At 66.5% G+C, this 26171-nt stretch carries 24 protein-coding genes; 17 read left to right on the top strand and 7 right to left on the bottom strand.

The features are described from left to right. Window positions 1-74 precede the first annotated feature (74 nt). Window positions 75-1196, top strand: coding sequence for a class II histone deacetylase (locus AC1RL5_RS02465; protein ID WP_492588976.1), 1122 nt, complete (start codon window positions 75-77; stop codon window positions 1194-1196). Between the two features lie 168 nt (window positions 1197-1364). Here the strand turns inward: AC1RL5_RS02465 and AC1RL5_RS02460 are convergent, their stop codons facing one another. After that, the gene (locus AC1RL5_RS02460) at window positions 1365-2411 is read right to left on the bottom strand and encodes a helix-turn-helix domain-containing protein (protein WP_072450165.1); all 1047 of its coding nucleotides are present in this window, start codon (window positions 2409-2411) and stop codon (window positions 1365-1367) included. 326 nt (window positions 2412-2737) lie between these two features. On the opposite strand from AC1RL5_RS02460, the gene AC1RL5_RS02455 reads away from it, so the two are divergent. Genes AC1RL5_RS02455 through AC1RL5_RS02435 form a run of 5 tightly spaced genes read left to right on the top strand, consistent with a single transcriptional unit; the run spans window position 2738 to window position 8705 of the window. Beyond that, window positions 2738-3271, top strand: coding sequence for a 2,4'-dihydroxyacetophenone dioxygenase family protein (locus AC1RL5_RS02455; RefSeq protein ID WP_011061645.1), 534 nt, complete (start codon window positions 2738-2740; stop codon window positions 3269-3271). A gap of 34 nt (window positions 3272-3305) precedes the next feature. Further along, window positions 3306-4586 carry an MFS transporter gene (locus AC1RL5_RS02450; RefSeq protein ID WP_492588977.1) on the top strand — a complete coding sequence of 427 codons (1281 nt, stop codon included), beginning with the start codon at window positions 3306-3308 and terminating at the stop codon, window positions 4584-4586. Next, complete coding sequence (locus AC1RL5_RS02445) at window positions 4586-5650, top strand: 2,3-butanediol dehydrogenase (protein WP_145712217.1); 1065 nt, start codon at window positions 4586-4588, stop codon at window positions 5648-5650. Before AC1RL5_RS02450 ends, AC1RL5_RS02445 begins: the two co-directional genes overlap by 1 nt. Before the next feature lie 56 nt (window positions 5651-5706). After that, the gene (locus AC1RL5_RS02440; protein WP_103290953.1) at window positions 5707-7008 is read left to right on the top strand and encodes a carbohydrate porin; all 1302 of its coding nucleotides are present in this window, start codon (window positions 5707-5709) and stop codon (window positions 7006-7008) included. Between the two features lie 35 nt (window positions 7009-7043). Further along, window positions 7044-8705 (top strand): GMC family oxidoreductase N-terminal domain-containing protein, encoded by a 1662-nt coding sequence (locus AC1RL5_RS02435; RefSeq protein ID WP_145711918.1) that lies wholly within the window; start codon window positions 7044-7046, stop codon window positions 8703-8705. A gap of 9 nt (window positions 8706-8714) precedes the next feature. On the opposite strand, the gene AC1RL5_RS02430 is transcribed toward AC1RL5_RS02435, so the two are convergent. Together AC1RL5_RS02430 and hpaA are read right to left on the bottom strand one after the other, a co-directional pair. Further along, window positions 8715-9806: a DUF1176 domain-containing protein gene (locus AC1RL5_RS02430; RefSeq protein WP_123577910.1), complete on the bottom strand. Its 1092-nt coding sequence runs from the start codon at window positions 9804-9806 to the stop codon at window positions 8715-8717. A 114-nt stretch (window positions 9807-9920) separates the two neighbouring features. Beyond that, window positions 9921-10850, bottom strand: coding sequence for a 4-hydroxyphenylacetate catabolism regulatory protein HpaA (gene hpaA / locus AC1RL5_RS02425; RefSeq protein ID WP_011061651.1), 930 nt, complete (start codon window positions 10848-10850; stop codon window positions 9921-9923). 198 nt (window positions 10851-11048) lie between these two features. Here hpaA and AC1RL5_RS02420 point away from each other — a divergent pair, with 198 nt between their 5' ends. From AC1RL5_RS02420 to hpaI, 8 genes are all read left to right on the top strand, one after another. Continuing rightward, entirely contained in the window at window positions 11049-11708 is a 660-nt protein-coding gene (locus AC1RL5_RS02420) for a fumarylacetoacetate hydrolase family protein (protein WP_492588978.1), read from the top strand. Window positions 11709-11717: 9 nt separating this feature from the next. Then, a complete protein-coding gene (locus AC1RL5_RS02415; RefSeq protein WP_019095470.1) occupies window positions 11718-12518 on the top strand; it encodes a fumarylacetoacetate hydrolase family protein in 801 nt (266 codons plus the stop codon). Next, window positions 12519-13979, top strand: a complete 1461-nt coding sequence (gene hpaE / locus AC1RL5_RS02410) for a 5-carboxymethyl-2-hydroxymuconate semialdehyde dehydrogenase (RefSeq protein ID WP_015635872.1) — start codon at window positions 12519-12521, stop codon at window positions 13977-13979. A gap of 54 nt (window positions 13980-14033) precedes the next feature. Then, window positions 14034-14891 (top strand): 3,4-dihydroxyphenylacetate 2,3-dioxygenase, encoded by an 858-nt coding sequence (gene hpaD / locus AC1RL5_RS02405; RefSeq protein ID WP_210670963.1) that lies wholly within the window; start codon window positions 14034-14036, stop codon window positions 14889-14891. A gap of 65 nt (window positions 14892-14956) precedes the next feature. Next, window positions 14957-15346: a 5-carboxymethyl-2-hydroxymuconate Delta-isomerase gene (locus AC1RL5_RS02400; RefSeq protein ID WP_072450159.1), complete on the top strand. Its 390-nt coding sequence runs from the start codon at window positions 14957-14959 to the stop codon at window positions 15344-15346. Between the two features lie 135 nt (window positions 15347-15481). Then, window positions 15482-16789, top strand: a complete 1308-nt coding sequence (locus AC1RL5_RS02395; RefSeq protein ID WP_011061657.1) for an MFS transporter — start codon at window positions 15482-15484, stop codon at window positions 16787-16789. Window positions 16790-16791: 2 nt separating this feature from the next. Then, complete coding sequence (gene hpaH, locus AC1RL5_RS02390) at window positions 16792-17595, top strand: 2-oxo-hept-4-ene-1,7-dioate hydratase (RefSeq protein ID WP_072450158.1); 804 nt, start codon at window positions 16792-16794, stop codon at window positions 17593-17595. A 10-nt stretch (window positions 17596-17605) separates the two neighbouring features. Next, window positions 17606-18406, top strand: a complete 801-nt coding sequence (gene hpaI / locus AC1RL5_RS02385) for a 4-hydroxy-2-oxoheptanedioate aldolase (protein ID WP_053158925.1) — start codon at window positions 17606-17608, stop codon at window positions 18404-18406. Between the two features lie 99 nt (window positions 18407-18505). Here hpaI and AC1RL5_RS02380 read toward each other — a convergent pair whose 3' ends face one another. Beyond that, complete coding sequence (locus tag AC1RL5_RS02380) at window positions 18506-19645, bottom strand: glycerate kinase (protein WP_041118529.1); 1140 nt, start codon at window positions 19643-19645, stop codon at window positions 18506-18508. A gap of 307 nt (window positions 19646-19952) precedes the next feature. After that, on the bottom strand, window positions 19953-21074 hold the full coding sequence (locus AC1RL5_RS02375; RefSeq protein WP_011061661.1) for a sugar diacid recognition domain-containing protein: 1122 nt from the start codon (window positions 21072-21074) through the stop codon (window positions 19953-19955). Between the two features lie 191 nt (window positions 21075-21265). Here AC1RL5_RS02375 and AC1RL5_RS02370 point away from each other — a divergent pair, with 191 nt between their 5' ends. Next, the gene (locus AC1RL5_RS02370) at window positions 21266-22576 is read left to right on the top strand and encodes an MFS transporter (RefSeq protein WP_011061662.1); all 1311 of its coding nucleotides are present in this window, start codon (window positions 21266-21268) and stop codon (window positions 22574-22576) included. 78 nt (window positions 22577-22654) lie between these two features. On the opposite strand, the gene AC1RL5_RS02365 is transcribed toward AC1RL5_RS02370, so the two are convergent. Both AC1RL5_RS02365 and AC1RL5_RS02360 read right to left on the bottom strand, forming a co-directional pair. Next, window positions 22655-23065 carry a VOC family protein gene (locus AC1RL5_RS02365; protein ID WP_072450157.1) on the bottom strand — a complete coding sequence of 137 codons (411 nt, stop codon included), beginning with the start codon at window positions 23063-23065 and terminating at the stop codon, window positions 22655-22657. Continuing rightward, a complete protein-coding gene (locus AC1RL5_RS02360) occupies window positions 23062-23793 on the bottom strand; it encodes an SDR family oxidoreductase (protein ID WP_072450156.1) in 732 nt (243 codons plus the stop codon). The genes AC1RL5_RS02365 and AC1RL5_RS02360 overlap by 4 nt, the downstream gene beginning before the upstream one ends. A gap of 100 nt (window positions 23794-23893) precedes the next feature. Between AC1RL5_RS02360 and AC1RL5_RS02355 the strand changes: the two genes are divergently transcribed. Both AC1RL5_RS02355 and AC1RL5_RS02350 read left to right on the top strand, forming a co-directional pair. Then, complete coding sequence (locus AC1RL5_RS02355; RefSeq protein WP_492588979.1) at window positions 23894-24793, top strand: LysR family transcriptional regulator; 900 nt, start codon at window positions 23894-23896, stop codon at window positions 24791-24793. Window positions 24794-25020: 227 nt separating this feature from the next. Next, window positions 25021-26034 (top strand): aldo/keto reductase, encoded by a 1014-nt coding sequence (locus AC1RL5_RS02350; protein WP_072450154.1) that lies wholly within the window; start codon window positions 25021-25023, stop codon window positions 26032-26034. Window positions 26035-26171 lie beyond the last annotated feature (137 nt).

Genomic DNA, 26171 nt, shown 5'->3' with positions numbered 1-26171 from the left:
GGTGCCCCTGGCACCGAGGGCCTGGGCCAGCCGCTGTCGCGTTGTAAATTCCACCCTGAAAAATGGATATCACCATGACCTGTAAAAGCGCGTTTTTCTTCGACGAACTCAGCCTGTGGCACAGCGGCGGCCCCCACGTCCTGACCCTGCCGGTGGGTGGCTGGGTACAGCCGCCAGCCGCCGCCGGGCACGCCGAATCACCGGAAACCAAACGCCGTTTGAAAAGCCTGATGGATGTCTCCGGCCTGACCCGACAGTTGCACCTGCGCAGCGCCGCAGCGGCCACCGAAGACGACCTGATGCGGGTCCACAGTGCTGCCTACCTGCAGCGTTTCAAGGCCTTGAGCGACGCCGGTGGCGGTCACCTCGGCGACGAGGCGCCGGTGGGCCCGGGCAGCTATGAAATCGCCCAGCTGTCCGCCGGGCTGGCCATGGCCGCCGTAGACGCCGTGCTCAGCGGCGAAGCCGATAACGCCTATTCCCTGTCCCGTCCACCGGGACACCACTGCACCCGCGACCAGGCCATGGGCTTCTGTTTCCTGGCCAACATCGCCATCGCCATCGAGGCCGCCAAGGCCCGTCATGGACTGGGCAAGGTAGCGGTCATCGACTGGGACGTGCACCACGGCAACGGCACCCAGTCGATCTTCGAGGAGCGGGCCGACGTGCTGACCCTGTCCCTGCACCAGGACGGTTGCTTCCCTCCGGGCTATGGCGGTGAACAGGACCGCGGGCGCGGCGCCGGCCTGGGCTGCAACATCAATATCCCGCTGCTGCCGGGCAGTGGCCACGACGCCTACCTGTACGCCATGCAGCGCATCGTGATACCGGCCCTGGAGCGCTTCGAGCCGGAACTGATCATTGTCGCCTGTGGCTATGACGCCAACGCCGTGGACCCCCTGGCGCGGATGCTGCTGCACAGTGACTCGTTCCGCGAGATGACCCAGTGCCTGAAGGATGCTGCCGAGCGCCTGTGCCGAGGGCGCCTGGTGCTGGTGCATGAAGGCGGCTACTCCGAGGCCTACGTACCGTTTTGCGGCCTGGCCACCCTGGAGGCGCTGTCGGGAATCCGCACCGCCGTCGCCGACCCGATGCTGGAGTTCGTACGCCTGCAACAGCCCAAGGAGCCATTCGTGACCTTTCAACGCCAGTTGCTCGACCTTCAAGCCCAAGCCATGGAGGCTGCCGGGCGCTGACCCCCGCTCTGGCGCCGGAACGGGCAAGCCCCGCCACCCGAGCGGCGGCATCCACCAACGGCGTTCCCCGGAGCCCGGGCTCCAGCCAGCGGAACGCCGCCCTGCCCAACCGGCCATTCTTCCCCCGCTCCCCTGGGCTACTTGCTGCAACAGTGTGGCCCGGGCGGGTCAGTTGCCTTGCTCCAGGCCCCGGAGATTGTCGCCACAGGCTTGACCGACGCTTTCGGCTGCCGGGCTTGCCAGGGTTGCGGCTACCCCAAGGGCGCGTGCCTCACTGGGGGTTTGCTGGAAGCGGCTCTTGAAGGCCCGGGCAAAATGCGCCTGGCTGGCAAAGCCGTGCCGGTAGGCGATCTCGCTGATATCCAGGCCCGCTCCCTGGCTGCTGCACAGCAGTTGACGGGCCTGTTGCAGGCGTTTTTCCAGAATGAAGCGGCTGGGTAGCGTTTCTTCCAGGGCGAACAACCGGGCCAGGTGCCGGGTGGAAATGCCGGTCTGGGCCGCCACCCGCTCGCAGCTCAGGGTCGGGTCGGCCAGCTGTTCATGGATGCATTGCTTGGCCGCCAGCAGGTAGGAGGCGCTCAGGGCGTTGATTGGCCGTTCCCCCACATGCCCGGCAATGATGCTGGCCAGAAGCTCGAAGGCCTGCTCCTGATAAGCCTCGGCCTCGGCGCACAGGGGCTGCTGGAAAAAGCCCCGGGTACGTTCGCCCAGGGTGCGCAGCAACAGGCGCTGGACCCCGCTTTCGACGCTGATCCGCAAAGGCCGGTCGAAGCGTTTCAGGCAGCGTTCGGCGAACTGCTGCTGGGGAATGTCGAAGATGAACTGGCGCATGGCCCCGGAAAAGCCGAACAGGTAGGGCTTGTCGGTGCGGTAGACCACCAGCTCCCCCGGCTCCAGCACCTGGCAGGCGCCATCCTGGTAGAAGAACGAACCGCTGCCGGTGACCAGGGACACGAAGATCGACTCCTTGGGCACGCCGCGGATCATCGAGGTGTCGCGCTCCACCACGTGTTCGTTGCCGACGATGCGGGCCAGGCGCATGGCGCTCAATTGCAGGTTGTCCTGGCTGGCGGCGAAACCGCCCTCGGCGTAGGAGTTGCACTTGAGCCCCACCAGGGTGCTGGCGTTGTAGTCCTCCCAGAAGGCCAGGCGTTGATCCAGGTCGACGGCCTGGGTGCTGGCATGCCGGGTTTCGAGCAAGGCGCATGGAGACATTGTTGTTCTTCTCATGGCGGCGGGATGTTCCCCGGACGGCAAGGCAGTGTCCGGACACCTGGGGCCGCAGGCACTGCGGGCTGCGGCCATTCATTAACATCTGAACTATATAGCCTGTCAACTTGAAACGCAGTGGGACCCGGTCGCTTTGAGCGCGTCATCGGCTCTCTATCGGCCGTAGGAAAAAAGCCGTCCGAAACAGACAAACAACCAGTCCGATCCGTGCAAACCCTTGCCCCGCTCCCGACCTAAAGTCTGCGCCGTACCCCCATGGCCGCCCTGCCCGGCTGCCCAGGCTCCTCCCATAACAACAACCGAGGCCCACCATGCCCGAAGCCGCCCACCGTGAATTCTGGAAAGACCTGCAACCGATCGCCAACTGCTTCAAGCCCGACGCCAAGCCGGAGGTCTACCTGCCCGACGCCGCCAGCGACGACCTGAGCCTGTACGTGCCCTTCACCGAGACCGTGTCCTCACGGCCACTGTGGATCTCCCCCAGCGAAAACCGCTGGTGCGACATTCTCCTGGCCCGCAGCGCCGGGCTGGTGAACCGCCACTACCACCCCCACGAAGTCTTCGCCTACACCCTGTCCGGCAAATGGGGCTACCTGGAGCACGAGTGGACCGCCACCGCCGGGGACTTCGTCTACGAGACCCCGGGCGAAGGCCACACCCTGGTGGCCTATGAGCATGAGCAGCCGATGCGGGTGTTCTTCATCGTCAAGGGTCCGCTGATCTGGCTCGACGAACAGGGCGAACCCGACGGCTACTTCGACGTGCACTCCTACATCGCCATGTGCCGCGCCCACTACGAAAAGATCGGCCTGGGCGCCGCCCATATCGACACCCTGTTCCGCTGACCGGCGCTGCCCACGCCTCCTTCGGAGAACCACCATGGCTTATAAAAACAACAAGGCCGGTTACGAGAACACCTTGCTGGGGGTGCTGTTCCTGACCTTCGGTTTCGTCTTTTTCGATCGTCTGGCGCTGTCCTTCCTGTTCCCCTTCATGGCTGACGAGTTGCAACTGAGCAACAGCCACCTGGGCATGCTGTCGTCGATCCTGGCCCTGGCCTGGGCGGTGTCCGGGGCCCTGGTGGGTGCCTGGTCGGACCGCCGGGGCGTGCGCAAGCCGTTGCTGATCGTCGCGGTGATCCTGTTTTCCCTGTGCTCGGCGCTGTCCGGGCTGGTCACCGGCTTTCTCAGCCTTTTGCTGTTCCGCGCCATCATGGGGCTGGCCGAGGGGCCGATCCTGCCGCTCTCCCAGTCGCTGATGGTGGAAGCCTCCTCGCCCCATCGCCGGGGCCTGAACATGGGCCTGCTGCAAGGGTCGGCGGCGGGCCTGTTGGGCGCGGTGATCGGCCCGCCGGTGCTGATCGCCCTGGCCGAAGCCTACGGCTGGCGCCACGCCTTCATCATTTCGCTGATTCCCGGGCTACTGATCGCCCTGCTGATCTGGCGCTACGTGCAGCCCGACCCACCGCGACACGAACCGCGAGCGCACACCCCGTCCAGCCCGGGTGGCAGCCATCGCCTGGCCCTGCTCAAGAGCCGCAACATCGTGCTCTGCACCCTCATCAGCTGCGTGTTCCTGACCTGGTTCATCATCCTGATTTCCTTCACCCCGACCTTCCTGGTCAAGGTTCGCGACTACAGCCCGGCCAGCATGGGCACGGTGATGAGCTGCCTGGGAGGCGCCTGGGTGCTCTGGGGCTTCGGCGTGCCGGCAATCTCCGACCGCCTCGGCCGGCGCCCGACCCTGGTGCTGTTCTCGCTGATTGCCGCTTGCTGTCCCATCGCCCTGCTCTACGCCTCGTCGCCCTGGATGCTCGGGGTGCTGATGCTGCTGACCTACACCGGCCTGGGCTGCTTCACCCTGTTCATGGCCACCATCCCCGCGGAAACCGTGCCCCGCGAAGTCATGGCCACGGCCCTGGGCATGATCATGGGCATCGGCGAGCTGGTGGGCGGCTTCATCGCTCCGACCATTGCCGGCTTCGCCGCCGACCGCTTCGGCCTGTCGATCGTCATGTGGATGTCCTGCACCGGCGCATTGCTGGCCGCCGTGCTGGCCCTGTTCCTCAAGGAAACCGCCCCCGCGGTACTGGCCCGCCAACAACGCCGGCACCCCGGCCCCAACCCTGCACCCAGCCCGAGCCTGGGAGGAAACCCATGATCAAAGCACTGCAATGGCATGCCGCCCGCGACCTGCGCCTGACTCAGCTGGAACCGCGCCAGCCCGGCCCCGGCGAGGTGCTGCTGCAAGTCGCCTACTGCGGCATCTGCGGCAGCGACCTGCATGAGTACGCCGACGGCCCTCACTCCATACCTCAGCAGGTGGCTCACCCGCTGTCCGGTTGCCGGGCGCCGCTGACCCTGGGCCACGAGTTCTGCGGCCAGGTAGTAGCCCTGGGCCAGGGCGTGGATGCACGGCTATTGGGCCAGCGGGTGGCGGTGGAACCCGAATACCGCTGCGGCGAGTGCTCGTACTGCCAGATGGGCCAGTACAACCTCTGTGAATCCATGGGCTTTATCGGCCTGATGGGCGACGGCGGCTTTGCCGAACAGGCGGTGGTACCGGCCTACATGCTGCACCTGCTGCCGGACAGCGTCAGCTTCAAGCAGGCCGCCGTGCTGGAGCCGGCAGCGGTGGCCTACCACGCCTTGAACCAGAGCAGCCTGATGGCCGGCGACAGTTGCGCGGTGTTCGGCCTGGGGCCCATCGGCCTGCTGCTGGTGCTACTGGCACGATTGCGGGGGGTGGAACGGATCTACGCCGTGGACCTGGACCCCGAGCGCCGGCGCCTGGCCCTGGAGTTCGGCGCCTCTGAGGCCCTGGACGGCGCCGACCCGCAACTGCAGGCACGCCTGCGGCAACTGAGCGCCGGTGGTATCGACAGCGCCTTTGAGGCCGCCGGCAGCCAGCAGACCCTGAGCCATGCCCTGCACTGCCTGCGCAAGGGCGGCGAAGCGGTGCTGGTGGGCTTGATGGGCGACGTGCAGTTCGATGCCTTCCACCTGGTGAACAACGAGTTGCGCCTGCTCGGCAGCGTCGGCTACCGCCACGTGTACCCCGAACTGATCGAGCTGCTGGCCAGCGGGCGCCTGGACCTGAGTCGGGCGGTCACCCGCTGCCTGGCCCTGGAACAGGCGGTGGAACAAGGCTTCCAGGCGCTGTTGCAAGACAAGAGCCAGATCAAGGTGCTGGTCAACCCGACCCCGGCCCTGGCCGATGCCTGAACAAACGATGTGCAACCGACACTCAAGACAAAAACAACAAGAAACGAGTACCCGACATGAATGCAACCTATGCGCTGTGCCCGCTGCTGGCCGCCTTGCTGCTGCCCCTTGATTGCCTTGCCCAGACGCCGCCCACGCCGCGTACCGGCCCGCTGTCCGGCCTGGGGGACTACCTGGCCGATCATGGCATCACGCCCCATGTGCAGTTCCTCAGCCTGGCCATGAAGAACCTGGACACGGGCCCCCGGCCCCATAGTTTCGGCAACAGCGGCGACCTGTTCGTCGGCGCCGATATCGATCTGGGGACCTTCGCCGGCCTCGACGGCGCGGCCCTGCACTTCGAGCAGACGCTGTTCATCCTCGACCACGAGACCGGCGTGCCCACCTCGCGCAACTGGCAGGGCGCCGCCGGCAGCTACTTCGGCGGCGCGCCGATCCACAACGACCTCACCAGCAACCAGTTGAGCCTGCTGACCTACCAGCAGACCTGGCTCGACGGCCGGGTCGACCTGAGCCTGGGGCGGACCAACGCCCGGCGCTACTTCTATATCTACAACTGCGAAAGCACGGTGACCTGCAACGACCCGATCATCGACTCTTCCACCGGCATCCTGCCGCCGCCCTACGGCAGTTGGGGCGGCTACCTGAAATACCAGCTGACGCCCCAGTGGTACGTACATGGCGGCGCCTTCGAGTCCAACCCGGTGGACTACCTGAAGGAGCGCAAGGGCCTGGATTTCAGTACCGACGACGCCAGCGGCACCAGCCTGCTGCTGGGAATCGGCAGCCAGAACCGCGATGCCTACAGCTCCCACTACGAGCTCAACGGCTACTACAACACCTCCAAGCAGGTGGACCCGCTGACCGGGGCCATGGACTTCGGCACCGGCGGTGCCTTCTTCAAGTTCCAGCAGGCACTGTGGCGTGCCGACGCCGGTACCGGCAGTGCGCCCCAGGCCCTGCTGCTGTTCGGTTCGCTGTCGGCGGCGGCCGATGACAAGCAGCCCTTCAGCCAGTTCGCCGAGGCCGGGCTGACCTACCTCGCACCCTTCGACCGGCCCCAGGACAAGCTCAACCTCAAGGCCAGCTACCTGCGCCTCAACGACCACCAGCTGCGCTTCCAGCAGCAGGCCCGCATCGCCAACGGCGGCGACCCGCGCCTGGGCGAACGCAATGTCTACGCACTGGAAGCCAACGCCCATATCGCCCTGACCCGGCAACTGGCCCTGGAGCCCAGCGTCCAGTACCTGGTCAACCCGGACAACTTCTACAACCCCGAAGCCCGCGAGCTGAGCGGCAACGGCTTTGTCGTCGGCCTGCAAGTGACCCTCGACGTCGGCTCGCTGCTGGGGCTCTGAGATGGATTTCTGTGACTGCCAACGAGGTACCTCCGATGAGTGAAACAACCACGCAGACCTTCGACTACATCGTGGTGGGCGCCGGTTCCGCCGGTTGCGTGCTGGCCAACCGGCTGTCCGCCGATCCCAAGGTCCAGGTGTGCCTGATCGAAGCCGGGCCCAGCGACCGCACCCTGCTGCCCGCTGCCTATGTGCGTACCCCGGCAGGGATCATCCGCCTGATCGCCAACCCGCGCTGGAACTGGATGCACCAGTTCAGCCCACAGACCAGCAGTGGCGACGTGCCGATCCCCTGCCCCCGGGGCCGGGTCTGGGGCGGCTCCAGCGCGATCAACGGCATGATCTATATCCGCGGCCATCGCCTGGACTTCGACCGCTGGGCCGCCGCCGGCAACCAGGGCTGGAGCCATGACGAACTGCTGCCCTACTTCAAGCGCTCGGAGCATTTCGAACCCGGCACCTCGCCGTGGCACGGCCAGCACGGCGAGCTCAACGTCGCCGAGCAGCGCAGCCCGAGCCCGGTCAATCAGGTGTTCTACCAGGCCGCCACCGAGCTGGGCTGGAGCTACAACCCGGACTTCAATGGCCCGGAGCAGGAAGGCTTCGGGCCCTTCCATGTCACCCAGATCAACGGCGAGCGCTGCAGCGCGGCACGGGCCTTCCTGCACCCGATCCTGCACCGGCAGAACCTGACGGTACTGAGCAGCACCCTGACCCACCGGGTGTTGCTGCAAGGCACTCGTGCCAGCGGTGTGGAAATCAGCCAGGACGGCCGGGTCTGGCAACTGCAGGCACGCCGGGAAGTGATCCTGTGCGCCGGGGCGATCAACTCACCGCAACTGCTGTTGCTCTCCGGCATCGGCCCGGCCGAGGAGCTTGCGCGCCACGGGATCGTTTCCCGCCACCCGCTGCCAGGGGTCGGGCTCAACCTGCAGGATCACCAGGACATCGTGCTGATGTACCGCAGCGACCCCGAGCTGGGCTACGGCATTTCCGCCAAGGGCCTGCTGCCCCTGGCCCGCTCACCCTGGCAGTACCTGACCCGGCGCCAGGGCCCGCTGACCTCCAACACCGTCGAGTCCGGAGCCTTCCTGCGCCTTGCGCCCGAGGACCCGGTGCCGGAACTGGGGCTGATCGTCGCCCCGGCCCTGAAGAACCAGCCCCAGCGCCTGATCCCCGTGGGCCATGGCATCAGCCTGCATGTGGCGGTGATGCACCCGCAGAGCCGCGGCCGGGTGCGCCTGAACTCCGCCGACCCGCACGACAAGCCGCTGATCGACGCCAACTTCCTCAGCCACCCCGAGGACCTGCGCAAGCTGGTGGCCGGCTTGCGCCTGGTGCGCCAGCTGGCAGCGACCCGGGCCTTCTCCCAACGCCTCAAGGGCGAGCTGGTACCCGGCCCGCAGGTGCAGAGCCAGGAGCAGATCGAGCAATGGATCCGCCAGCACCTGGGCACGGTGTTTCACCCGGTGGGCAGCTGCAAGATGGGCCACGACGAACAGGCGGTGGTGGACGACCAGTTGCGGGTCCACGGCCTGCAGGGGCTGCGGGTGGCGGACGCCTCGATCATGCCGAGCCTGATCACCGGCAACACCAATGCGGCGGCAATCATGATCGGCGAAAAGGCCGCGGACCTGGTGCTGGGCACGGCACCGGCGCAACCGAGCAACGTGCTTCAAGGCGAAGCTTGCACCTGATGCCGGGGCTCAGGGGCGCTTGGGTGCCTCGGCGCTCCAGAGCACCGGCCAGTCTTCGTAGCCCAGGCCGCTGCAGGTGGGCATGCGCCGATAGTCGGTGAGCTGGAAGGCCTGGCCATCGAAGTGCCAACTGGCCATTTCACCGCAGTCGCCTATCCCGCGGCCCATGAGGAAACTGCTGAGCTCGCCGGTCTCGGGGTAATAGTTGAGGCCCCCGGCATGGTCGACGCTGCCGGCCGGCAACGCCTGCATCTGCAGGGGCTGCAGCGCATAGGGCGCCGTGCGCGAGCGGCTGCTGATATCGAACAGGCAGATGTAGGCACCGCAATCGGAGAACTCGAAGACCAGCGCCTGCTGCGCGGTCAGCGGATAGACCTCGATCCTCGGTGGCATGACGTAGTCGTCGGCATCTTCGGTCTTTGCCGGCGGCAAGGTTTTGCGCACCGCCGCCAGCAGCCCGATGCGCTCTCGGGCGCCGAGGGGTTTCACCCCGGGATAGGGGCGCAATGCCGCGGCCGGCTGCAACCCGGGCACCGCGCTGGCCGGCTGTTCGCCGGGCGCCGCCAGGGCGCTGACCGTGCCCTGGCGCTGCTGCACCTGGTCCACCCGTTGCAGCAAGTCCGGCAACCCCTTGAGCAGTACCTGGGCCGGCTCCTCTCCCGGCAGCTCCAGCACCTGCCCGGCCCGCAGCCGCGCCAGCCATTGCCGGGCCAGGGGCTGGTCATCAACCCGGTAGTACTGTTGTTCACGGGTGCTGTCGGGGGCTTCCACTTCCTGGACCAGCGCCGCCAGCAAGCCGGGCTCCAGCGGCTGGCCATCCAGGCGCAATGCACCGAGTTCCAATGGCGCGCCCTGATGCTCCAGTTGCAGTTGCAACGGGCCTTCGGGGCCGGCCTGGCTGCGGATTTTCAGGGTCAGGTGGTTGACCCGCTCGGCAAAATCGATGTTCGGCGCGTAGAGCAGTTGGCAGTCGCGGCGGTTGTCGCACGCGCCGATCCAGCCCTCCTGTTGCAACCACAGCGGCGTCAGCTCCGGCAGCTCCCGGGCCAGGCACGGCAAGGCGCCAAGCACCAGCAGGGGCAACACAACGGTACGCAGCATGACGACGCTCCTTGTCGGGCAAAGGCGCGGATTCTGCCACGCCCGCCAGGCGGCGAATACCGCCAGGGTCAGTTGCCTGGGCGCGGCTCCATGGCATCAGCCCTGCCCCAGGGATCAGGCACCCGGCGCATTTGCGCCAGGGGCAGGCGCCTGCCCCTGGCGCAAGCGGTATTCCCCCGGCGCGGTCTTGGCGTAACGCTGGAAAAACCGGCTGAAATAGGCCGGGTCCTTGAAGCCCAGCTGGTAGCAGATTTCGTTGATCGAGCTGCCAGTGAACAGCAGCAGGCGTTTGGACTCCTGCATCACCCGTTCATGCACCAGGCGCTTGGACGGCAGGTCGGCGATGCGCCGGCAGACATCATTGAGCCGCGCCTCGGTCACTCCCAGGCTGCTGGCGTAGCGGCCCAGGGGCCAGTGCTCCAGGTAGCGGGCCTCGATCAGCTCGTTGAAGCGGTGGAAGATCTGCAGGTCTTCATGGCGTGCCGGGCGCGCCGTCAGGGAGTTGGCCGACAACCGCAGCAGGCTGATCATCAGCAGCCGGGTCAGGGCTTCCAGCGCCGGCTCGCGCCCCGGGCCCTGCCCGGCAATCTCCCGCTGCAATTCATGGAACAGGCCCTCCAGGCGTCGTACTTCGCCGGCGAACTGCGGCCCCAGGCGCGCCAGGGCCACGCACACCGGCGGCACCTGGGGCGCCGGGGCCAGTGCCGGGTCGGCGCCGATCAACTCCCACACCAGTTGCTGGCGCACGGTCAGCACATGGCCTTCGCTGTCGGCCTCGGTGACGAAGGCGTGGGGAATGGTCGGCGGGGTCAGGAAGAACATCGGCCCCGACTCCAGATACTGCTGGTCGTCGAGGTAGACCCGCACCGCGCCGCTCTGCACGTAATGCACCTGGAAGAAACGGTCGTGGCGATGCACCGGCATGTTGCGACCGAAGAAGCCGGCCAGGTTGCTGAGCTTGTCGTAGTGCACCTGGGCATCGGCGTAACGCTGGTCGTAGACCTGACCGATGTTGATGTTGGGAATCGGTTGGCGTGGGTTCATGGCGCCCTTCTGTTTTTTATTTTGATCCACGCGGACCCTGCGCATCCTGCGTGATTCGCGGCTTGCCCGCCACTGCGGGATGGAAGCGGGCAGTCCATCGCTTGACGATCGTTAACATATTAAATATAACGTTAACACATTAACGAAATCGACCCGCCAGCGGCAAGCCGCTACGGGTACGGACACCAGGAGAGCCCGATGAGCCGTGCACTGAACGATCACGCCGGCGGCACCCTGTTCGGCGTTGCGCTGAACTACCAGGGGTTGCTGCAGAGCCATCTGCAGAGCTTCACCCAGCCGCCCTACCAAAAGCCGCCGGTGAAGCCGGTGCTGTTCATCAAGACCCCCAACACCCGCAACAGCCATGAGGCGCCGGTGGTGTTTCCCCAAGGTGTGGAGCGCCTGCAGCCCGGCCCGGCCCTGGGCGTGGTGATCGGCAAGCGCGCCAGCCGGGTGCGCCTGGAAGACGCCCTGGAACACGTGGCCGGCTACACCATCGTCAACGAATTCAGCCTGCCGGAAGACAGCTACTACCGCCCCGCGGTCAAGGCCAAGTGCCGGGACGGCTTCTGCGCCATGGGCCCGGAACTGGTACCGGCCGCCGAGGTGGCCGACCCCCATGCCCTGAGCCTGGAGCTGTGGGTCAACGGCGAGCGGGTGCAGCACAACAGCACCGCCAACCTGGTGCGCAGCATTCCCCAGCTGATTGCCGAGATCAGCGAGTTCATGACCCTGCACCCCGGTGACGTGCTGATCACCGGCACTCCGGAAGGCCGGGTCGATGTACGCCCCGGCGATCGGGTCGAAGTGCAGATCAGCGGCCTGGGCCGCCTCGCCAACACCATCGTGGCCGAATAAGGAACCGACATGAAACATGCACGCATTCGTTATCAGGGCCAGGTCCACCAGGCCCTGGTCACCGGCCCCAACACCCTGCAACTGGAAGACGGCCGGGTCCTGGCCGAAGACCAGGTGCAGTGGCTGCCACCGGCCACCGGGACCATGTTCGCCCTGGGCCTGAACTATGCCGACCACGCCGCCGAGCTGGCCTTCAAGCCGCCCACCGAACCGCTGGTGTTCATCAAGTCTCCCGGCACCTACACCGGCCACAAACAGGTGACCTGGCGCCCGGACAACGTCGCCTACATGCACTACGAGTGCGAGCTGGTGGCGGTGATCGGCAAGACCGCGCGCAACGTCAAGCGCGAGGATGCCCTGGACTACCTGGCCGGCTACACCCTGTGCAACGACTATGCGATCCGCGACTACCTGGAGAACTACTACCGGCCCAACCTGCGGGTGAAGAACCGCGATGCCACCACCCCGGTAGGCCCGTGGATCATCGACGCGGCCCAGGTACCCGAACCCAACAACCTGACCCTGCGCACCTGGGTCAACGGCGAGTTGCGCCAGCAAGGCAGCACCGCCGACATGATCTTCGACATCCCCTACCTGATCGAATACCTGTCCGGCTTCATGACCCTGCAACCGGGGGACATGATCGCCACCGGCACCCCCGAAGGCCTGTCCGACGTGGTGCCCGGCGATGAGGTGGTGGTGGAAATCGAAGGCATCGGCCGGCTGGTCAACCGCATCGTCAGCGAAAGCGAATTCTTCACCCATCACGCCCACCCGGAGCCCACTGCCGTGGCCAAGGAGCACGCATAAATGATCAAGCACTGGATCAACGGCCGCGAAGTCGAAAGCCGCGAAGTGTTCACCAACTACAACCCCGCCACCGGTGAAGCCATTGGCGAGGTGGCCAGCGGCGGCGCCGAGGAAATCGCCCAGGCGGTAGCGGCGGCCAAGGACGCCTTTCCGAAATGGGCCAATACCCCGGCATCGGTGCGCGCCCGGCTGATGCGCCGCCTGGGTGCGCTGATCGAAGAGAACGTGCCGCACCTGGCGGAGCTGGAAACCCTGGACACCGGCCTGCCAATCCACCAGACCCGCAACGTGCTGATTCCCCGGGCCTCCCACAACTTCGATTTCTTCGCCGAGGTCTGCACCCGCATGGATGGCCACAGCTATCCGGTGGACGACCAGATGCTCAACTACACCCTGTACCAGCCGGTGGGCGTCTGCGCCCTGGTGTCGCCATGGAACGTGCCGTTCATGACCGCCACCTGGAAGACCGCGCCGTGCCTGGCCCTGGGCAATACCGCGGTGCTGAAGATGAGCGAACTGTCGCCGCTGACCGCCAATGAGCTGGGCCGGCTGGCGGTGGAAGCCGGGATTCCCGCCGGGGTGCTGAACATCGTCCAGGGCTATGGCGCCACCGCCGGCGATGCCCTGGTGCGCCACCCGGACGTGCGGGCGATTTCCTTCACCGGCGGCACCGCCACCGGCAAGAAGATCATGCAGACCGCGGGCCTGAAGAAGTACTCCATGGAACTGGGCGGCAAGTCGCCGGTGCTGATCTTCGAAGACGCCGACCTGGAACGGGCCCTGGACGCCGCGCTGTTCACCATCTTTTCCCTGAACGGCGAGCGCTGCACCGCCGGCAGCCGGATCTTCATCCAGGAAAGCGTCTACCCGCAGTTCGTCAAGGAGTTCGCCGCCAGGGCCAGGCGCCTGATCGTCGGTGACCCGCAGGACCCCAAGACCCAGGTCGGCTCGATGATCACCCAGGCCCACTACGACAAGGTCACCGGCTATATCCGCATCGGCCTGGAAGAAGGCGCGACCCTGCTGGCCGGCGGCCTGGAACGCCCGGCCAACCTGCCGGCGCACCTGGCCCGCGGGCAGTTCATCCAGCCCACGGTGTTCGCCGACGTGGACAACAAGATGCGCATCGCCCAGGAAGAGATCTTCGGCCCGGTGGTGTGCCTGATCCCGTTCAAGGACGAGGCCCAGGCCCTGCAACTGGCCAACGACACCGAGTACGGCCTGGCCTCCTACATCTGGACCCAGGACATCGGCAAGGCCCATCGCCTGGCCCGTGGCATCGAGGCCGGCATGGTGTTCATCAACAGCCAGAACGTGCGCGACCTGCGCCAGCCCTTCGGCGGCATCAAGGGTTCGGGCACCGGTCGCGAAGGCGGCGAATACAGCTTCGAGGTCTTTGCCGAGATCAAGAACGTCTGCCTCTCCATGGGCAGCCACCACATACCGCGCTGGGGCGTGTAAGGTTCAGAACCGTCCCGGATCACCCCAACAAGAAGATGTTTCAGGAGAAGCACCATGGGCGAAGTCGTCATGGCCGCCAAGGTCTGCCACGTACCATCGATGTACCTGTCCGAACTGCCGGGCAAACACCACGGCTGCCGTGAGGCGGCCATTGCCGGGCACAAGGAGATCGCCCGCCGGGCCCGGGAGCTGGGGGCCGACACCGCGGTGGTGTTCGATGTGCACTGGCTGGTCAACAGCGGGTACCACATCAACTGCGGCGAGGCGTTCAACGGCACCTACACCAGCAACGAGCTGCCGCACTTCATCAAGAACATGACCTACGACTACCAGGGCTGCCCGGCGCTGGGTGAGCTGATCGCCGCCGAGGCCAATGCCGCCGACGTGCGCACCCTGGCCCACAACATTCCCAGCCTGGAACTGGAGTACGGCACCCTGGTGCCCATGCGCTACATGCACATGGACGTGCCCGCTGTCGAGCACTTGAAGGTGGTGTCCATCGCCGCCTGGTGCGCCTGGCACCGCCTCGAAGACAGCTTCACCTTTGGCGCCGCGGTGCGCCGGGCCATCGAGAAGAGCGATCGCAAGGTCCTGGTGCTGGCGTCGGGTTCCCTCTCCCACCGTTTCTCCAACGACCGCGAGGCCGAGGCCAACATCCACAACTGGACCCGGGAATTCGACAAGCAGGTGGACCAGCGGGTGGTGGAGCTGTGGCAGCAGGGCCGCTTCCGCGAGTTCTGCGCCATGCTCCCGGACTACGCCAGCAGCTGTCATGGCGAGGGCGGAATGCACGATACGGCCATGCTCCTGGGGCTGTTGGGCGGGCCTGAATACAACCGCCCAGCGGAGATCGTCACTCCGCTGTTCGGCAGCTCCGGCACCGGCCAGATCAACGCCATCTTCCCTGTCTAGGCCCAGCTGCCACCCTGACTCGCAAGCGGCCGGGTTCCCGCCGGCCACTTGCGAAGGAGTTCCCCATGCCGCATTTCATCGCTGAATACACCGACAACATCGAACAGGCCGCCGACCTGCCGGGGCTGTTCGAAAAGGTCCATGACTACCTGGGCGCCACTGGGGTGTTCCCCCTGGGGGGCATCCGCAGCCGCGGAGTGCGCCTGGACACCTGGCGCATGGCCGACGGCAAGCACGACTACGCCTTCGTCCACATGCGCCTGCAAGTGGGAGCCGGCCGCGACCTGGCCACACGGCGCCAGGTCGCCGAGGGCCTGTTCGAGATCATCAAGGCGCACTTCGACAAGCTTCAGGGCCAGCGCCTCTTGGCCCTGTCGTTCGAAATGAGCGAGCTGGATGCCGAGCTGAACTTCAAGCACAACAACGTGCACGAGTTCCTGCGCGGACAAGCCTGAGGGTAGCCGCCGGTAGGAACCGGCTCGCCAGCGAAGCGGCCCTCAGGCCTTGTGCCAGCCCCGGATCCGCCTTCGCCGGCAAGCCGGCTCCTGCAGGCCGGCCACCCACACAAGAACAATAACGAGATCATTGCCATGCCCCACTCAACCCTTGCCACGGCGCCGGTCGCCGAGGTCGATGACTGCTATCGCAAGATCACCTGGCGGCTGATGCCGCTGTTGTTCGTCTGCTACATCTTTGCTCACCTGGACCGCATCAACATCGGTTTCGCCAAGCTGCAGATGACCCAGGACCTGGGCTTCAGCGACAGCGTCTATGGCCTGGGTGCCGGGCTGTTCTTCGTCGCCTACGCGCTGTTCGGGGTGCCCAGCAACCTGGCCCTGGACCGGGTCGGCCCACGGCGCTGGATCGCCTTCCTGATGCTGGTCTGGGGCCTGCTGTCCAGCGCCCTGATGCTGGTGGACAGCGCCTGGGGCTTCTATGTTTTGCGCTTTCTGCTGGGGGTCGCCGAGGCCGGCTTCTTCCCCGGCATCCTGGTGCTGCTCAACCGCTGGTTCCCGGCCAGCCGCCGCGGCCAGGTCACCGCCCTGTTCGCCATCGCCGTGCCCATGGCCGGAGTCATTGGCGGCCCCCTCTCCGGGTGGATCCTGGAAAGCTTCCACGACTTCGGCGGCCTGCGCGGCTGGCAGTGGATGTTCCTCATCGAAGGCCTGCCGGTGGTGCTGCTGGGCCTGGTGGTGCTCAAGGCCCTGCCGGAAAGCATCGAACAGGTGGGCTGGCTGACCCCGGCGCAGAAGACCTGGCTGCTGCAGGCCCTGCAACAGGAAGAACAGCACAAGTCCATCACCCGTTTCAGCGGCATCCTCAGGGACCGCCACGTCTGGCTGCTGGTGTGCATCTACTTCGCGGTGATGCTGGCGGTGAACACCATCGCCTTCTGGATGCCGACCCTGATCCACCACGCCGGCATCGCCCGGGACAGCAATGTCGGCCTGCTCAGTGCCCTGCCCTACCTGGCAGGCTGCCTGTTCATGCTCGGCGTCGGCCGCTCCTCGGACCGCCTGCGCGAACGTCGCTGGCACCTGGGGGTGCCGCTGCTGATGTCCAGCCTGGGGCTGATCCTCACCGGGCTGGCCCCGGACAACCCCTGGCTGGTGATGTTCGGCCTGCTGGTGGCGGGCATGGGCGCCAGCGCCGCCTTGCCGATGTTCTGGCAACTGCCGCCGGCCTTTCTCGCCAGCAGCACCCAGGCCGCGGGTATCGCCCTGATCAGTTCCTTCGGCAGCGTCGCCGCGTTCCTTGCCCCTTACCTGATCGGCGTGGTGCGCGACGCCACCCAAAGCGCCAGCCTGGCCCTCTACGCCCTGGCCCTGCTGATTGCCTGCGGCGCCTGGCTGGTGCTCCAGGTGCCGGCTCATATCGTCAACCCTCGGGAGAAATAACCATGCTCAGCCCCTCGGATATCCAGGACGCCGCCGCGCGCCTCAACGCCGCCGAGCGCAGCCGTGAACAGATCGGCCAGCTGTCCCTGCAATACCCCGCTATCAGCATCGAAGATGCCTACGCCATCCAGCGCAGCTGGGTGGAACAGAAAATCCGCGACGGGCGCAAGCTGGTGGGCCACAAGATTGGCCTGACCTCACGGGCCATGCAGGTTTCCTCGAACATCACCGAGCCGGATTTCGGCGCCCTGCTGGACGACATGCTGTTCGACGAAGGCAGCGACATTCCCTTCCAGCGCTTCATCGTGCCCCGGGTCGAGGTGGAACTGGCGTTCATCCTCGGCAAGCCGCTCAAGGGGCCCCACTGCACCCTGTTCGATGTGCTGGACGCCACCGACTGGGTGATCCCGGCGCTGGAGATCATCGATGCGCGCATCCAGCAGGTGGACCCGCAGACCCAGGCCACCCGCAAGGTCTTCGACACCATCTCGGACAATGCCGCCAACGCCGGGGTGGTGATGGGTGGCCGCGCCGTGCGTCCAGGGGATGTGGATTTGCGCAAGGTGCCGGCGGTGCTCTACCGCAATGGCGTGATCGAGGAGTCCGGGGTCTCTGCCGCGGTGCTCAACCACCCGGCCAAGGGCGTGGCCTGGCTGGCCAACAAGCTCGCGGCCTATGACGTCGGCCTGGAGGCCGGGCAGATCATTCTTGGCGGCTCCTTCACTCGCCCGGTGGCCGCCCGTCCCGGAGATGTATTCCACGTGGACTACGATCAGTTGGGCAGCATTGCCTGCCGTTTCGTCTGAGGAGACTGCCATGGACATGCCACTGAACCTGTTCAAGCAACGCCTGCAACAGCGCGAACCGCAGATTGGCCTGTGGCTGGGCCTGGCGGACGGCTACTGTGCCGAGCTGGCGGCCAACGCCGGTTTCGACTGGCTGCTGCTGGACGGCGAACACGCGCCCAACGATCTGCGCAGCCTGCTGGCGCAGTTGCAGGCCATTGCCCCTTACCCAGCCCAAGGCATTATCCGCCCGCCCATTGGCGATACCGCGCTGATCAAGCAATTGCTGGACATCGGCGCCCAGACCCTGTTGATCCCCATGGTGGAAAGCGCCGAGCAGGCACGCCAGCTGGTGCGCGCCATGCGCTATCCGCCACTGGGGGTTCGTGGCGTAGGCAGCGCCCTGGCCCGGGCGTCGCGCTGGAACAGCATCGCCGGCTACCTGGATCAGGCGGACGAGCAGATGTGCCTGCTGGTGCAGATCGAGAACCTCGAAGGCCTGCGCAACCTGGATGAGATTCTCGCGGTGGACGGGGTCGACGGGGTGTTTATCGGCCCGGCGGATCTGTCGGCGGCCATGGGCCAGCGGGGCAACCCCGGGCACCCGGACGTGGTGGCCGCGATTGAAGACGCCATCGTGCGGATTCGTCGGGCGGGCAAGGCCGCAGGGATTCTCAGTGCCGATCAGCGACTGGCGCGGCGCTGCATCGAGTTGGGGGCGAATTTTGTCGCGGTGGGCGTGGATACCACCGTCCTGATGAAGGGCCTGCAGAGCCTGGCCGGCCAGTACAAGACCCTGGACACCCCCACCAGCGAAGGCGGGGTTTACTGACGGGCGATGGCTGTAGGAGCCGGCTTGCCGGCGAAGGCGTTCTTGCGCGCGGCAAGGCTTGAGGGCCTATTCGCTGGCAAGCCAGCTCCTACGGGGTGCCTAGTGGTTGCTGGCCAGGCGCCAGAGGCGGGCGATGTCGGCGGCGCGTTCGCGCAGCAGGCGCGGGGCTTCGCGGCAGGCCTGTTCCAGGCTCATGGGGCCTGAGGTCAGGGCGAAGGCCGCATCCACGCCGTGGGCGTACATCTGCTGGTAACCCTCGCCCAGGGTGCCGGCAATGACAATCACCGGAACCCCCTGCTCACGGGCGATGCGCGCCACGCCAAAGGGGGTCTTGCCGCGCAAGGTCTGGGCGTCGAAGCGACCTTCACCGGTGATCACCAGATCGGCACCGCGCACGGCCTGTTCCAGGCCCACCAGTTCCGCCACCACTTCCACCCCGGGACGAAATTGCGCGCCGAGAAACGCCTTGGCGGCAAACCCCAGGCCACCGGCCGCGCCGCTGCCAGGTTCATCACGCACATCCTTGGGCAGTACCTGGGCGCACAGGTCGGCGAAGTGTCCCAGGGCCTGGTCCAGTTGCTGCACCTGCTGCGCCGAGGCGCCTTTCTGCGGGCCGAAGATGGCTGAAGCGCCGTGCTCGCCGCACAGGGGGTTGTTGACGTCGGCGGCGATGTCGAAGCGCACCTGGGCCAGGCGCGGGTCCATGGCATCCAGCTCGATGTGGGCGAGGTCGGCCAGGGCCAGGCCGCCGCGAGGCAGTATCCGGCCCTGGCGGTCCAGCAGCTTGACCCCCAGCGCCTGCAGGGCCCCCGCGCCGCCGTCGTTGGTGGCGCTGCCGCCGATGGCCAGGATGATGCGCCGGGCACCGGCCTCCAGAGCGGCCTGGATCAGCTCCCCGGTGCCGAAGGTGCTGCTGTTGCACGCATCGCGCTGCTCCAGCGCCAGCAGTTGCAGGCCACTGGCCTCGGCCATTTCGATGATTGCCGTGTGGCTCTGGGGCAGCCAGCCCCAGCGCGCCTCCACGATCGCTCCCAGCGGCCCCTGGACCCGGTTGCTGCGCAGTTGCCCGTCACAGGCGGCGAGAATCGATTCCACCGTCCCTTCGCCACCGTCGGCCATGGGGCATTGGCACAGCTCGGCGTCGGGCCACACATCCGCCAGCCCCTGGGCAATGGCCTGGGCCACGCCTTCGGCACTCAGGCTGTCCTTGAACGAGTCGGGGGCGATGATGATCTTCATGGGTTTTCTCCGGTTCTTGTGCCGCCATGCTGCCATCTGGCGCAGGCGCTGACCCCGGGCCACTGCACAAGTCCGAGGGCGCTTTATTGTTCATTGCTACAACCGCGCAACCTCGCCTAGCGTTGAAACCGCTGCCGCAGGCTGCGAACGGGCGCGTAGCGCTCGCGAAGGTCTTGGAAGCGATACAGGTTTAGCTGGAGATTGCCAGGCAAGGCCCTGCGGGCCTTTGCGCAGCCTCGCCAAGGCTCGGCAGCGGCTACCCCCCTGTTGGATCGGGATAGGCGATGGTGGAGATCGGCGCGATAAATCAGGCCGGCTCGCTGCGGTGGGGCAGCAGCTGGACGCCAAGATAAAGAGCCAGCATGCCGTCCAGGCGCAAGGGGTCGACGCCGCTGAGCTCGGCTATCCGTTCCATGCGGTAGCGCAGGCTGTTGCGGTGGATGCCCAGGGCATCGGCGCAGGCCTGGCTCTGGCCGTCGTGGTCGCACCAGCTGCGCAGGGTCGCCAGCAACTGGCCGTTGCTGTCCTTGGCCAGGACCTTGCGCAACGGCGTCAGCAGTTCGTCCAGGGCGTCATCGTTGCGGTGGCGCCAGAGCATCACCGGCAGCCGGTAGCGGTTGAGGGTGAGCAATCGCGCGTCCGGCAGGATATCCCGGCCGTAGGCCAGCAGGTCGCCGACCCGGCGGTAGCAGCGGCGCAATCCGGCCAGGCCCTCGGCCTGCCCGCCCACCGCCACCCGCAGGATGTTCCAGCCCTGACCGTCGAGCTTTTCCAGCAGCCGCGGGTTGTCCAGACTCAGGCTCGCCGGGCGGCACCAGAGCAGGGAACTCTTCGACGAGCTGACGCACCAGCTGTCCGGATAGCGGCTCAGCAACCAACTGCTGAGGCTATCCACGCCCTGCCCCGAGGCCGGTTCCTGGGCCAGTTCGAACAGATAGGGCGTACGCGCCAGCTGTGGCTTGAGGCCCATCTGCTGGGCTTCATCCACCAGCCGCGGTGAGTCGCCGCCGTCGCTCAGCAGCAGGGCCAGCAGGTCGTCGCAGCGCTGGCGCCGCCATTGCTGCTCGGCCTGCTGGTGGCGCTGGCCCACCAGCATCTCGGCGGTCATGCGCACCAGTTCGGCATAGGTGCGCAACTGCGCCGGGTCGCCGGTAATGCCCAGCACCCCGATCAGCCGCTGGTCATGCAGCAACGGCAGGTTGATGCCCGGCTGCACGCCCTTGAGCTGGCGCGCGGTGGGTTCGTCGATCTCCACCACCCGGCCGTTGGCCAGCACCAGTTGCGCGCCTTCGTGCCGGGTGTTGATACGCTCCGGCTCGCCGCTGCCAAGGATCAGGCCCTGGCTGTCCATGACGTTGACGTTGTAGGGCAGGATCGCCATCGTGCGGTCGACGATATCCTGCGCCAGGTCATGATCCAGTTCGAACATGGGGGGATGATCCTTGACGGCTACAGCTGCGGGGACGGGCCGCGGGGTACGCGGCGTTGTTCAGTGGCACAGGGCCCGGGGCCAATCGCTGTGCGCCGGCACAAAGACAGGCCCGCGCCGGTGACCGAGACTCTCAGGGCGGTCAACGTTACCCTTGCACCGCAAAAAATCATAATAAAGAGAGACACACCATGTCACAGAGCGCCGCTGCCCCACTGGCCCAGGCTGACGACAAGAACGCCGTCTACAAGCGCATCACCCTGCGCCTGATCCCCTTCATCTTCGTCTGCTACCTGTTCAACTACCTCGACCGGGTCAACGTTGGCTTCGCCAAGTTGCAGATGCTCGATGCCCTGAAATTCAGCGAAACGGTCTACGGCCTGGGCGCCGGGATTTTCTTCATCGGCTACGTGCTGTGCGGCGTGCCGAGCAACCTGGCACTGAACCGGTTCGGCCCGCGGCGCTGGATCGCGCTGATGATGATCACCTGGGGCACCTTGTCCACCTGCCTGCTGTTCGTCACCACGCCGACCCAGTTCTACACCCTGCGCCTGTTCACCGGCGCCGCCGAAGCCGGCTTCTTCCCCGGCGTGGTGCTGTACCTCTCGCAGTGGTTCCCGACCTTCCGCCGTGGCCGGATCATGGCCCTGTTCATGTCGGCGATCCCGGTGTCCGGCCTGCTGGGCAGCCCGTTTTCCGGCTGGATCCTCAACCACTTCGCCGCCGGCCAGGGCGGCCTCGCCGGCTGGCAGTGGATGTTCCTGCTGCAGGGCATTCCTACCGTGATCCTCGGCGCCCTGGCGTTCTTCCTGCTCAGCGACAGCTTCGCCCATGCCAAGTGGCTGACCCCGACCGAACGCGCAGTGCTGGAGGCCGACCAGGCCAGCGACCTCGCCAACCAGCCCAAGACCGCCAGCGACTCCCTGGCCGCGGTGTTCAAGAACCCGGCGATCTGGGCCTTCGGCCTGATCTACTTCTGCATCCAGAGCGGGGTCTACGCGATCAACTTCTGGCTGCCGTCGATCATCAAGAACCTGGGGTTTGCCGACAACCTGGTGATCGGCTGGCTGAGCGCTATTCCCTACCTGCTGGCGGCGGTGTTCATGCTGCTGGTGGGGCGCTCGGCGGACCTGCGCAAGGAGCGCCGCTGGCACCTTGTGGTGCCGATGCTGATGGGCGCCGTGGGGCTGCTGATCGCGGTTAACTTCGCCGCCAACCCGGCCATCGCCATTCTCGGCCTGACCCTCGCCACCATGGGTGCCCTCACCGGCCTGCCGATGTTCTGGCCGGTGCCCACTGCCCTGCTCAGCGCCGGTGCAGCTGCCGGTGGCCTGGCGCTGATCAACTCCATGGGCCAGATGGCCGGTTTCCTCAGCCCCTATATCGTCGGCTGGGTCAAGGACAGCACCGGTTCCACCGACGCCGCGCTGTACCTGCTGGCCGGGGTGATTGTTGCCGGCAGCCTGCTGGCGCTGCGCATGACCCGCACCCTGAACCGCTAAGCCGCGGCACTACACGGCCCCGGCCACGACAAAAGCCCGTTCGAGCCTCGGCTCCAACGGGCTTTTTCATGGCTGGGCTCAGGCCGGTGCCCCACCTTGTCCGGCGTAGTCGTGGCTGATGCTCAACGCCCCCATCGCCGGAGCATCCAACTCCAGCACCAGGTCGCCGGGCAAGCGGACGAAGATCTGCCAGATGCCGTCTTCCGGCACCTGCGCCACTTGATGCTCCAGGCCACTGGCCTGCACCCGGCGCAACACGGCTTCGGCTGCCTCCTGGGTACTGAAGGCGATGTGGCTCAGTTGCGGCTCAGGGCAATGGGCCTGTTCGATGACGTGCACCAGCGCCGCCTCGCCCTGGTACAACCAGCGCCCGGGAAAGGGAAACGGCGGCCGCCGGCCCGTTTGCAGGCCCAGCAGATCGGCGAAGGCCTGCTGCAACGCCTCGCCCTCGGCGCAGTTGAACGCCAGGTGATCGAAGCGCCAGTTCATAGCAGGCCTCCACCATCGACATCGATCAGGCTCCCGCTGATAAAGCCGTTCTCCATGGCCAGGATAAAGGCCGCCGCCACCTCATCCGGCTGGCCGACGCGGCCCACCGGCAGGTTGGCACCGGTGCGGGCGAACATGGCTTCGCGGGCGTCCTCGGGCATCCCGGCATAGGCTTCGGTGGCGGTGACCCCGGGGCTGATGACATTCACCCGGCGTGGCGCCAGCTCCTTGGCCAGGTGCTTGCCCAGGGCTTCGAGGGCGGCGTTGAGGGTGGTCTTGAGCACTTGCCCGGGGACCATTTTGCGCGACAGCAGGCCCGAAGTCAGGCTGATGCTGCCTTGCGGCGCGAGTGTCGGCAGCGCCGCCTGGACCGCGCGCCACACGCCCCAGAACTTCACCTCGAAAGCCCGCTGGGCATCCAGCAGATCGGTGTCGGCCAGGGGCTTGGCGGCAATGGCCGGACCGGCGCTGATCACCAGGTGATCGAAGGCCCCCACCCTGGCGAACAAGGCCTTGAGACTGGCGGCATCGGTAATGTCCACGGCGATGCTGCAGGCCGATTCCGGCAGCTGTGCCTGCTGGCGCTGCAAGGCCTCGAGGCTGCGCCCCGCCAGTACCACCCGAGCGCCACGGGCCGCGGCCTGGCGCGCCACTGCGGCGCCAATGCCGCTGCCGGCGCCAATCACCACCAAGGTTTGCTGGGCCAGGTTTGAGTTGGAAAGAGTCATTGCGATCACCTGCTGCGATTGAAAGTGATTACATCTTCCCAGCTTGCCAATCGAGGAAAAATCCAGCTAAAACGCAAAGATCTTTAAAGGATTTTTATTAATGAGCTCGATACTGGACCTGGAAATCTTCGTACGCACTGCCGATGCCGGGAGCATTTCCGCCGCGGCCCGCTCCCTGGGCCTGACCGCCGCAGCCGCCAGCATCGCCCTCAAGCGCCTGGAAACCCGCCTCGGCAGCCGTCTGCTGGCGCGTTCCACCCGCAGCATGCGGCTCACCGAGGAAGGCCGCCGCTACCTGGAAAGCGTGCGCCTGGCCCTGGCCACCCTGGAGGACGGCGAGCTGGCGCTCAAGCAGCAGAGCCAGGGCCTGGCCGGGGTGCTGCAACTGTCGGCGCCCTCGGACTTCGGGCGCAATGCCCTGCTGCCCTGGCTCGATGAATTCAAGGCCGAGCACCCGCAACTGCGCCTGCAACTGCGGCTCGATGATCGCCACGCCGACCTGTTCCGCGACGCTGTGGATGTGGCCCTGCGCTTTGGCGTGCCCGAGGATTCCAGCCTGGTGGCCTTGCCGATTCTCCCCGGGCACCGACGCATCGCCTGCGCCAGCCCGGCCTACCTGGCCCGTTGCGGGGTGCCGCAAAACCCCGAGACGCTGGCCGGGCACAGCGCCCTGCTGTACCTGCGCAATGGCCAGCCCTATGACCGCTGGCGTTTCAGCCGCGACAGCGAAACCCGCGAAGTCCTAGTGCGGGGCGATTACCTGTGCGACGACGGTGAGGTGGCCCGGCGCTGGGCCCTGGCCGGCCACGGCATTGTCTACAAGGCCCGGCTGGATGTGGCCGAGGACATCCGCGCCGGGCGCCTGGTGCCGCTGCTCGGCGACTGGCAAGGGGAACCGGCCCCCTTCAACTTGCTGTGCCCCCATCGCCTGCAGGTTTCCCAGCGAGTGCGCCTGCTGCACAGCTTTGTATTGCAGCGCTGCCGGGCGCTGTGCCCCTGACCCGCAGCGGCTCCGGGACGGCTGGCCGCTGCACGGTTCGCCGGCAAGCCGGCTCCTACGGAACCTCCTTGCAGGAGCTGGCTTGCCAGCGAAGGCGACCTCACGGGCACCTGTGCCGGCAAGGGAGCGCCATTCAGGCATTGCAGAGGCCCGGGGTTGTGGTATTTGATGGTCGCCCCAATGGCCGGAAATGCCCTGGCCAGCCCTCTAGCACAAGGATTCCGCCCATGAGCTATCGCACCCTCGGCCATTCCGGTCTCAAGGTTTCCAGCCTGACCCTGGGCACCATGATGTTCGGCGAGCAGACCAGTACCGAAGACTCGCTGCGTATCATCGACAAGGCCTGGGACCAGGGGATCAACTTCATCGACACCGCCGACGTCTATACCCAGGGCCGCTCCGAGGAGATCGTCGGCGAAGCCATTGCCAGCCACCGCCATGAGTGGGTGCTGGCGTCCAAGGTCGGCTTCGGTCCGGTGGACGGCGTGCCCAACCGCAGCGGCCTGAGCCGCAAGCACATCTTCAACGGCATCGAGGCCAGCCTGACCCGCCTGGGCACCGATTACCTGGACATCTACTACCTGCACCGCGAAGACCACAACACGCCTCTGGAAGTGAGCATCTCGGCCATCGGCGACCTGTTGCGCCAGGGCAAGATCCGCTACTGGGGCCTGTCCAATTATCGGGGCTGGCGGATTGCCGAGGCGATTCGAGTCGCCGACCAGCTGGGGGTGGACCGCCCGGTGATCAGCCAGCCGCTGTACAACATCGTCAACCGCCAGGCCGAGGGCGAGCAGATCACCGCCGCCCGCGCCTATGGCCTGGGCGTGGTGCCCTACAGCCCCCTGGCTCGTGGTGTGCTCAGCGGCAAGTATGCGCCGGACGTCGCCCCGGACGCCGCCAGCCGCGCCGGGCGCCAGGACAAACGCATCCTGGAGACCGAATGGCGGGTCGAATCCCTGCGCATCGCCCAGCAGATCCAGGAATACGCCCAGGGGCGCGGGGCCGGGATCGTCGAGTTCGCCATTGCCTGGGTACTGAACAACCAGGCGGTGAGCTCGGCCATTGTTGGCCCGCGCACCGAGGCCCAGTGGGACGCCTACACCCGGGCCCTGGAGGTGAAGATCAGCCCTGAGGACGAAGCCTTCATCGACGCGCTGGTGACCCCGGGGCACGCCTCGACACCCGGTTTCAATGATGTCGGCCATTTTGTCTCCGGACGTTTTGCGCACCTGGGCTAAACACGGGCCCTGGCCGCGCAAACCCGCCGGCCATCGCAGTCCGGCCTTTCTCTGGAAGGCCGGGCCGCGCCACAAACGAGAAATTTTCCCGCCGGGGTGTCGCAAACAGAGCAAAAATCCCGGGGCAAACCCTCTAT

It is taken from the genome of Pseudomonas sp. GW822-FHT06D10 (assembly GCF_058799535.1).
Note: the sequence above shows the minus strand (reverse complement) of the source record. Positions and strands in the feature narration are given on the sequence as shown.

Excerpts from the sequence above, each read along its gene's own strand:
- AC1RL5_RS02465 (WP_492588976.1), top strand. The coding sequence starts at position 75 with ATGACCTGTAAAAGCGCGTTTTTCTTCGACGAACTCAGCCTGTGGCAC.
- AC1RL5_RS02460 (WP_072450165.1), bottom strand. The coding sequence starts at position 2,411 with ATGTCTCCATGCGCCTTGCTCGAAACCCGGCATGCCAGCACCCAGGCC.
- AC1RL5_RS02455 (WP_011061645.1), top strand. The coding sequence starts at position 2,738 with ATGCCCGAAGCCGCCCACCGTGAATTCTGGAAAGACCTGCAACCGATC.
- AC1RL5_RS02450 (WP_492588977.1), top strand. The coding sequence starts at position 3,306 with ATGGCTTATAAAAACAACAAGGCCGGTTACGAGAACACCTTGCTGGGG.
- AC1RL5_RS02440 (WP_103290953.1), top strand. The coding sequence starts at position 5,707 with ATGAATGCAACCTATGCGCTGTGCCCGCTGCTGGCCGCCTTGCTGCTG.
- AC1RL5_RS02435 (WP_145711918.1), top strand. The coding sequence starts at position 7,044 with ATGAGTGAAACAACCACGCAGACCTTCGACTACATCGTGGTGGGCGCC.
- AC1RL5_RS02430 (WP_123577910.1), bottom strand. The coding sequence starts at position 9,806 with ATGCTGCGTACCGTTGTGTTGCCCCTGCTGGTGCTTGGCGCCTTGCCG.
- hpaA (WP_011061651.1), bottom strand. The coding sequence starts at position 10,850 with ATGAACCCACGCCAACCGATTCCCAACATCAACATCGGTCAGGTCTAC.
- AC1RL5_RS02420 (WP_492588978.1), top strand. The coding sequence starts at position 11,049 with ATGAGCCGTGCACTGAACGATCACGCCGGCGGCACCCTGTTCGGCGTT.
- AC1RL5_RS02415 (WP_019095470.1), top strand. The coding sequence starts at position 11,718 with ATGAAACATGCACGCATTCGTTATCAGGGCCAGGTCCACCAGGCCCTG.
- hpaE (WP_015635872.1), top strand. The coding sequence starts at position 12,519 with ATGATCAAGCACTGGATCAACGGCCGCGAAGTCGAAAGCCGCGAAGTG.
- hpaD (WP_210670963.1), top strand. The coding sequence starts at position 14,034 with ATGGGCGAAGTCGTCATGGCCGCCAAGGTCTGCCACGTACCATCGATG.
- AC1RL5_RS02400 (WP_072450159.1), top strand. The coding sequence starts at position 14,957 with ATGCCGCATTTCATCGCTGAATACACCGACAACATCGAACAGGCCGCC.
- AC1RL5_RS02395 (WP_011061657.1), top strand. The coding sequence starts at position 15,482 with ATGCCCCACTCAACCCTTGCCACGGCGCCGGTCGCCGAGGTCGATGAC.
- hpaH (WP_072450158.1), top strand. The coding sequence starts at position 16,792 with ATGCTCAGCCCCTCGGATATCCAGGACGCCGCCGCGCGCCTCAACGCC.
- hpaI (WP_053158925.1), top strand. The coding sequence starts at position 17,606 with ATGGACATGCCACTGAACCTGTTCAAGCAACGCCTGCAACAGCGCGAA.
- AC1RL5_RS02380 (WP_041118529.1), bottom strand. The coding sequence starts at position 19,645 with ATGAAGATCATCATCGCCCCCGACTCGTTCAAGGACAGCCTGAGTGCC.
- AC1RL5_RS02375 (WP_011061661.1), bottom strand. The coding sequence starts at position 21,074 with ATGTTCGAACTGGATCATGACCTGGCGCAGGATATCGTCGACCGCACG.
- AC1RL5_RS02370 (WP_011061662.1), top strand. The coding sequence starts at position 21,266 with ATGTCACAGAGCGCCGCTGCCCCACTGGCCCAGGCTGACGACAAGAAC.
- AC1RL5_RS02365 (WP_072450157.1), bottom strand. The coding sequence starts at position 23,065 with ATGAACTGGCGCTTCGATCACCTGGCGTTCAACTGCGCCGAGGGCGAG.
- AC1RL5_RS02360 (WP_072450156.1), bottom strand. The coding sequence starts at position 23,793 with ATGACTCTTTCCAACTCAAACCTGGCCCAGCAAACCTTGGTGGTGATT.
- AC1RL5_RS02355 (WP_492588979.1), top strand. The coding sequence starts at position 23,894 with ATGAGCTCGATACTGGACCTGGAAATCTTCGTACGCACTGCCGATGCC.
- AC1RL5_RS02350 (WP_072450154.1), top strand. The coding sequence starts at position 25,021 with ATGAGCTATCGCACCCTCGGCCATTCCGGTCTCAAGGTTTCCAGCCTG.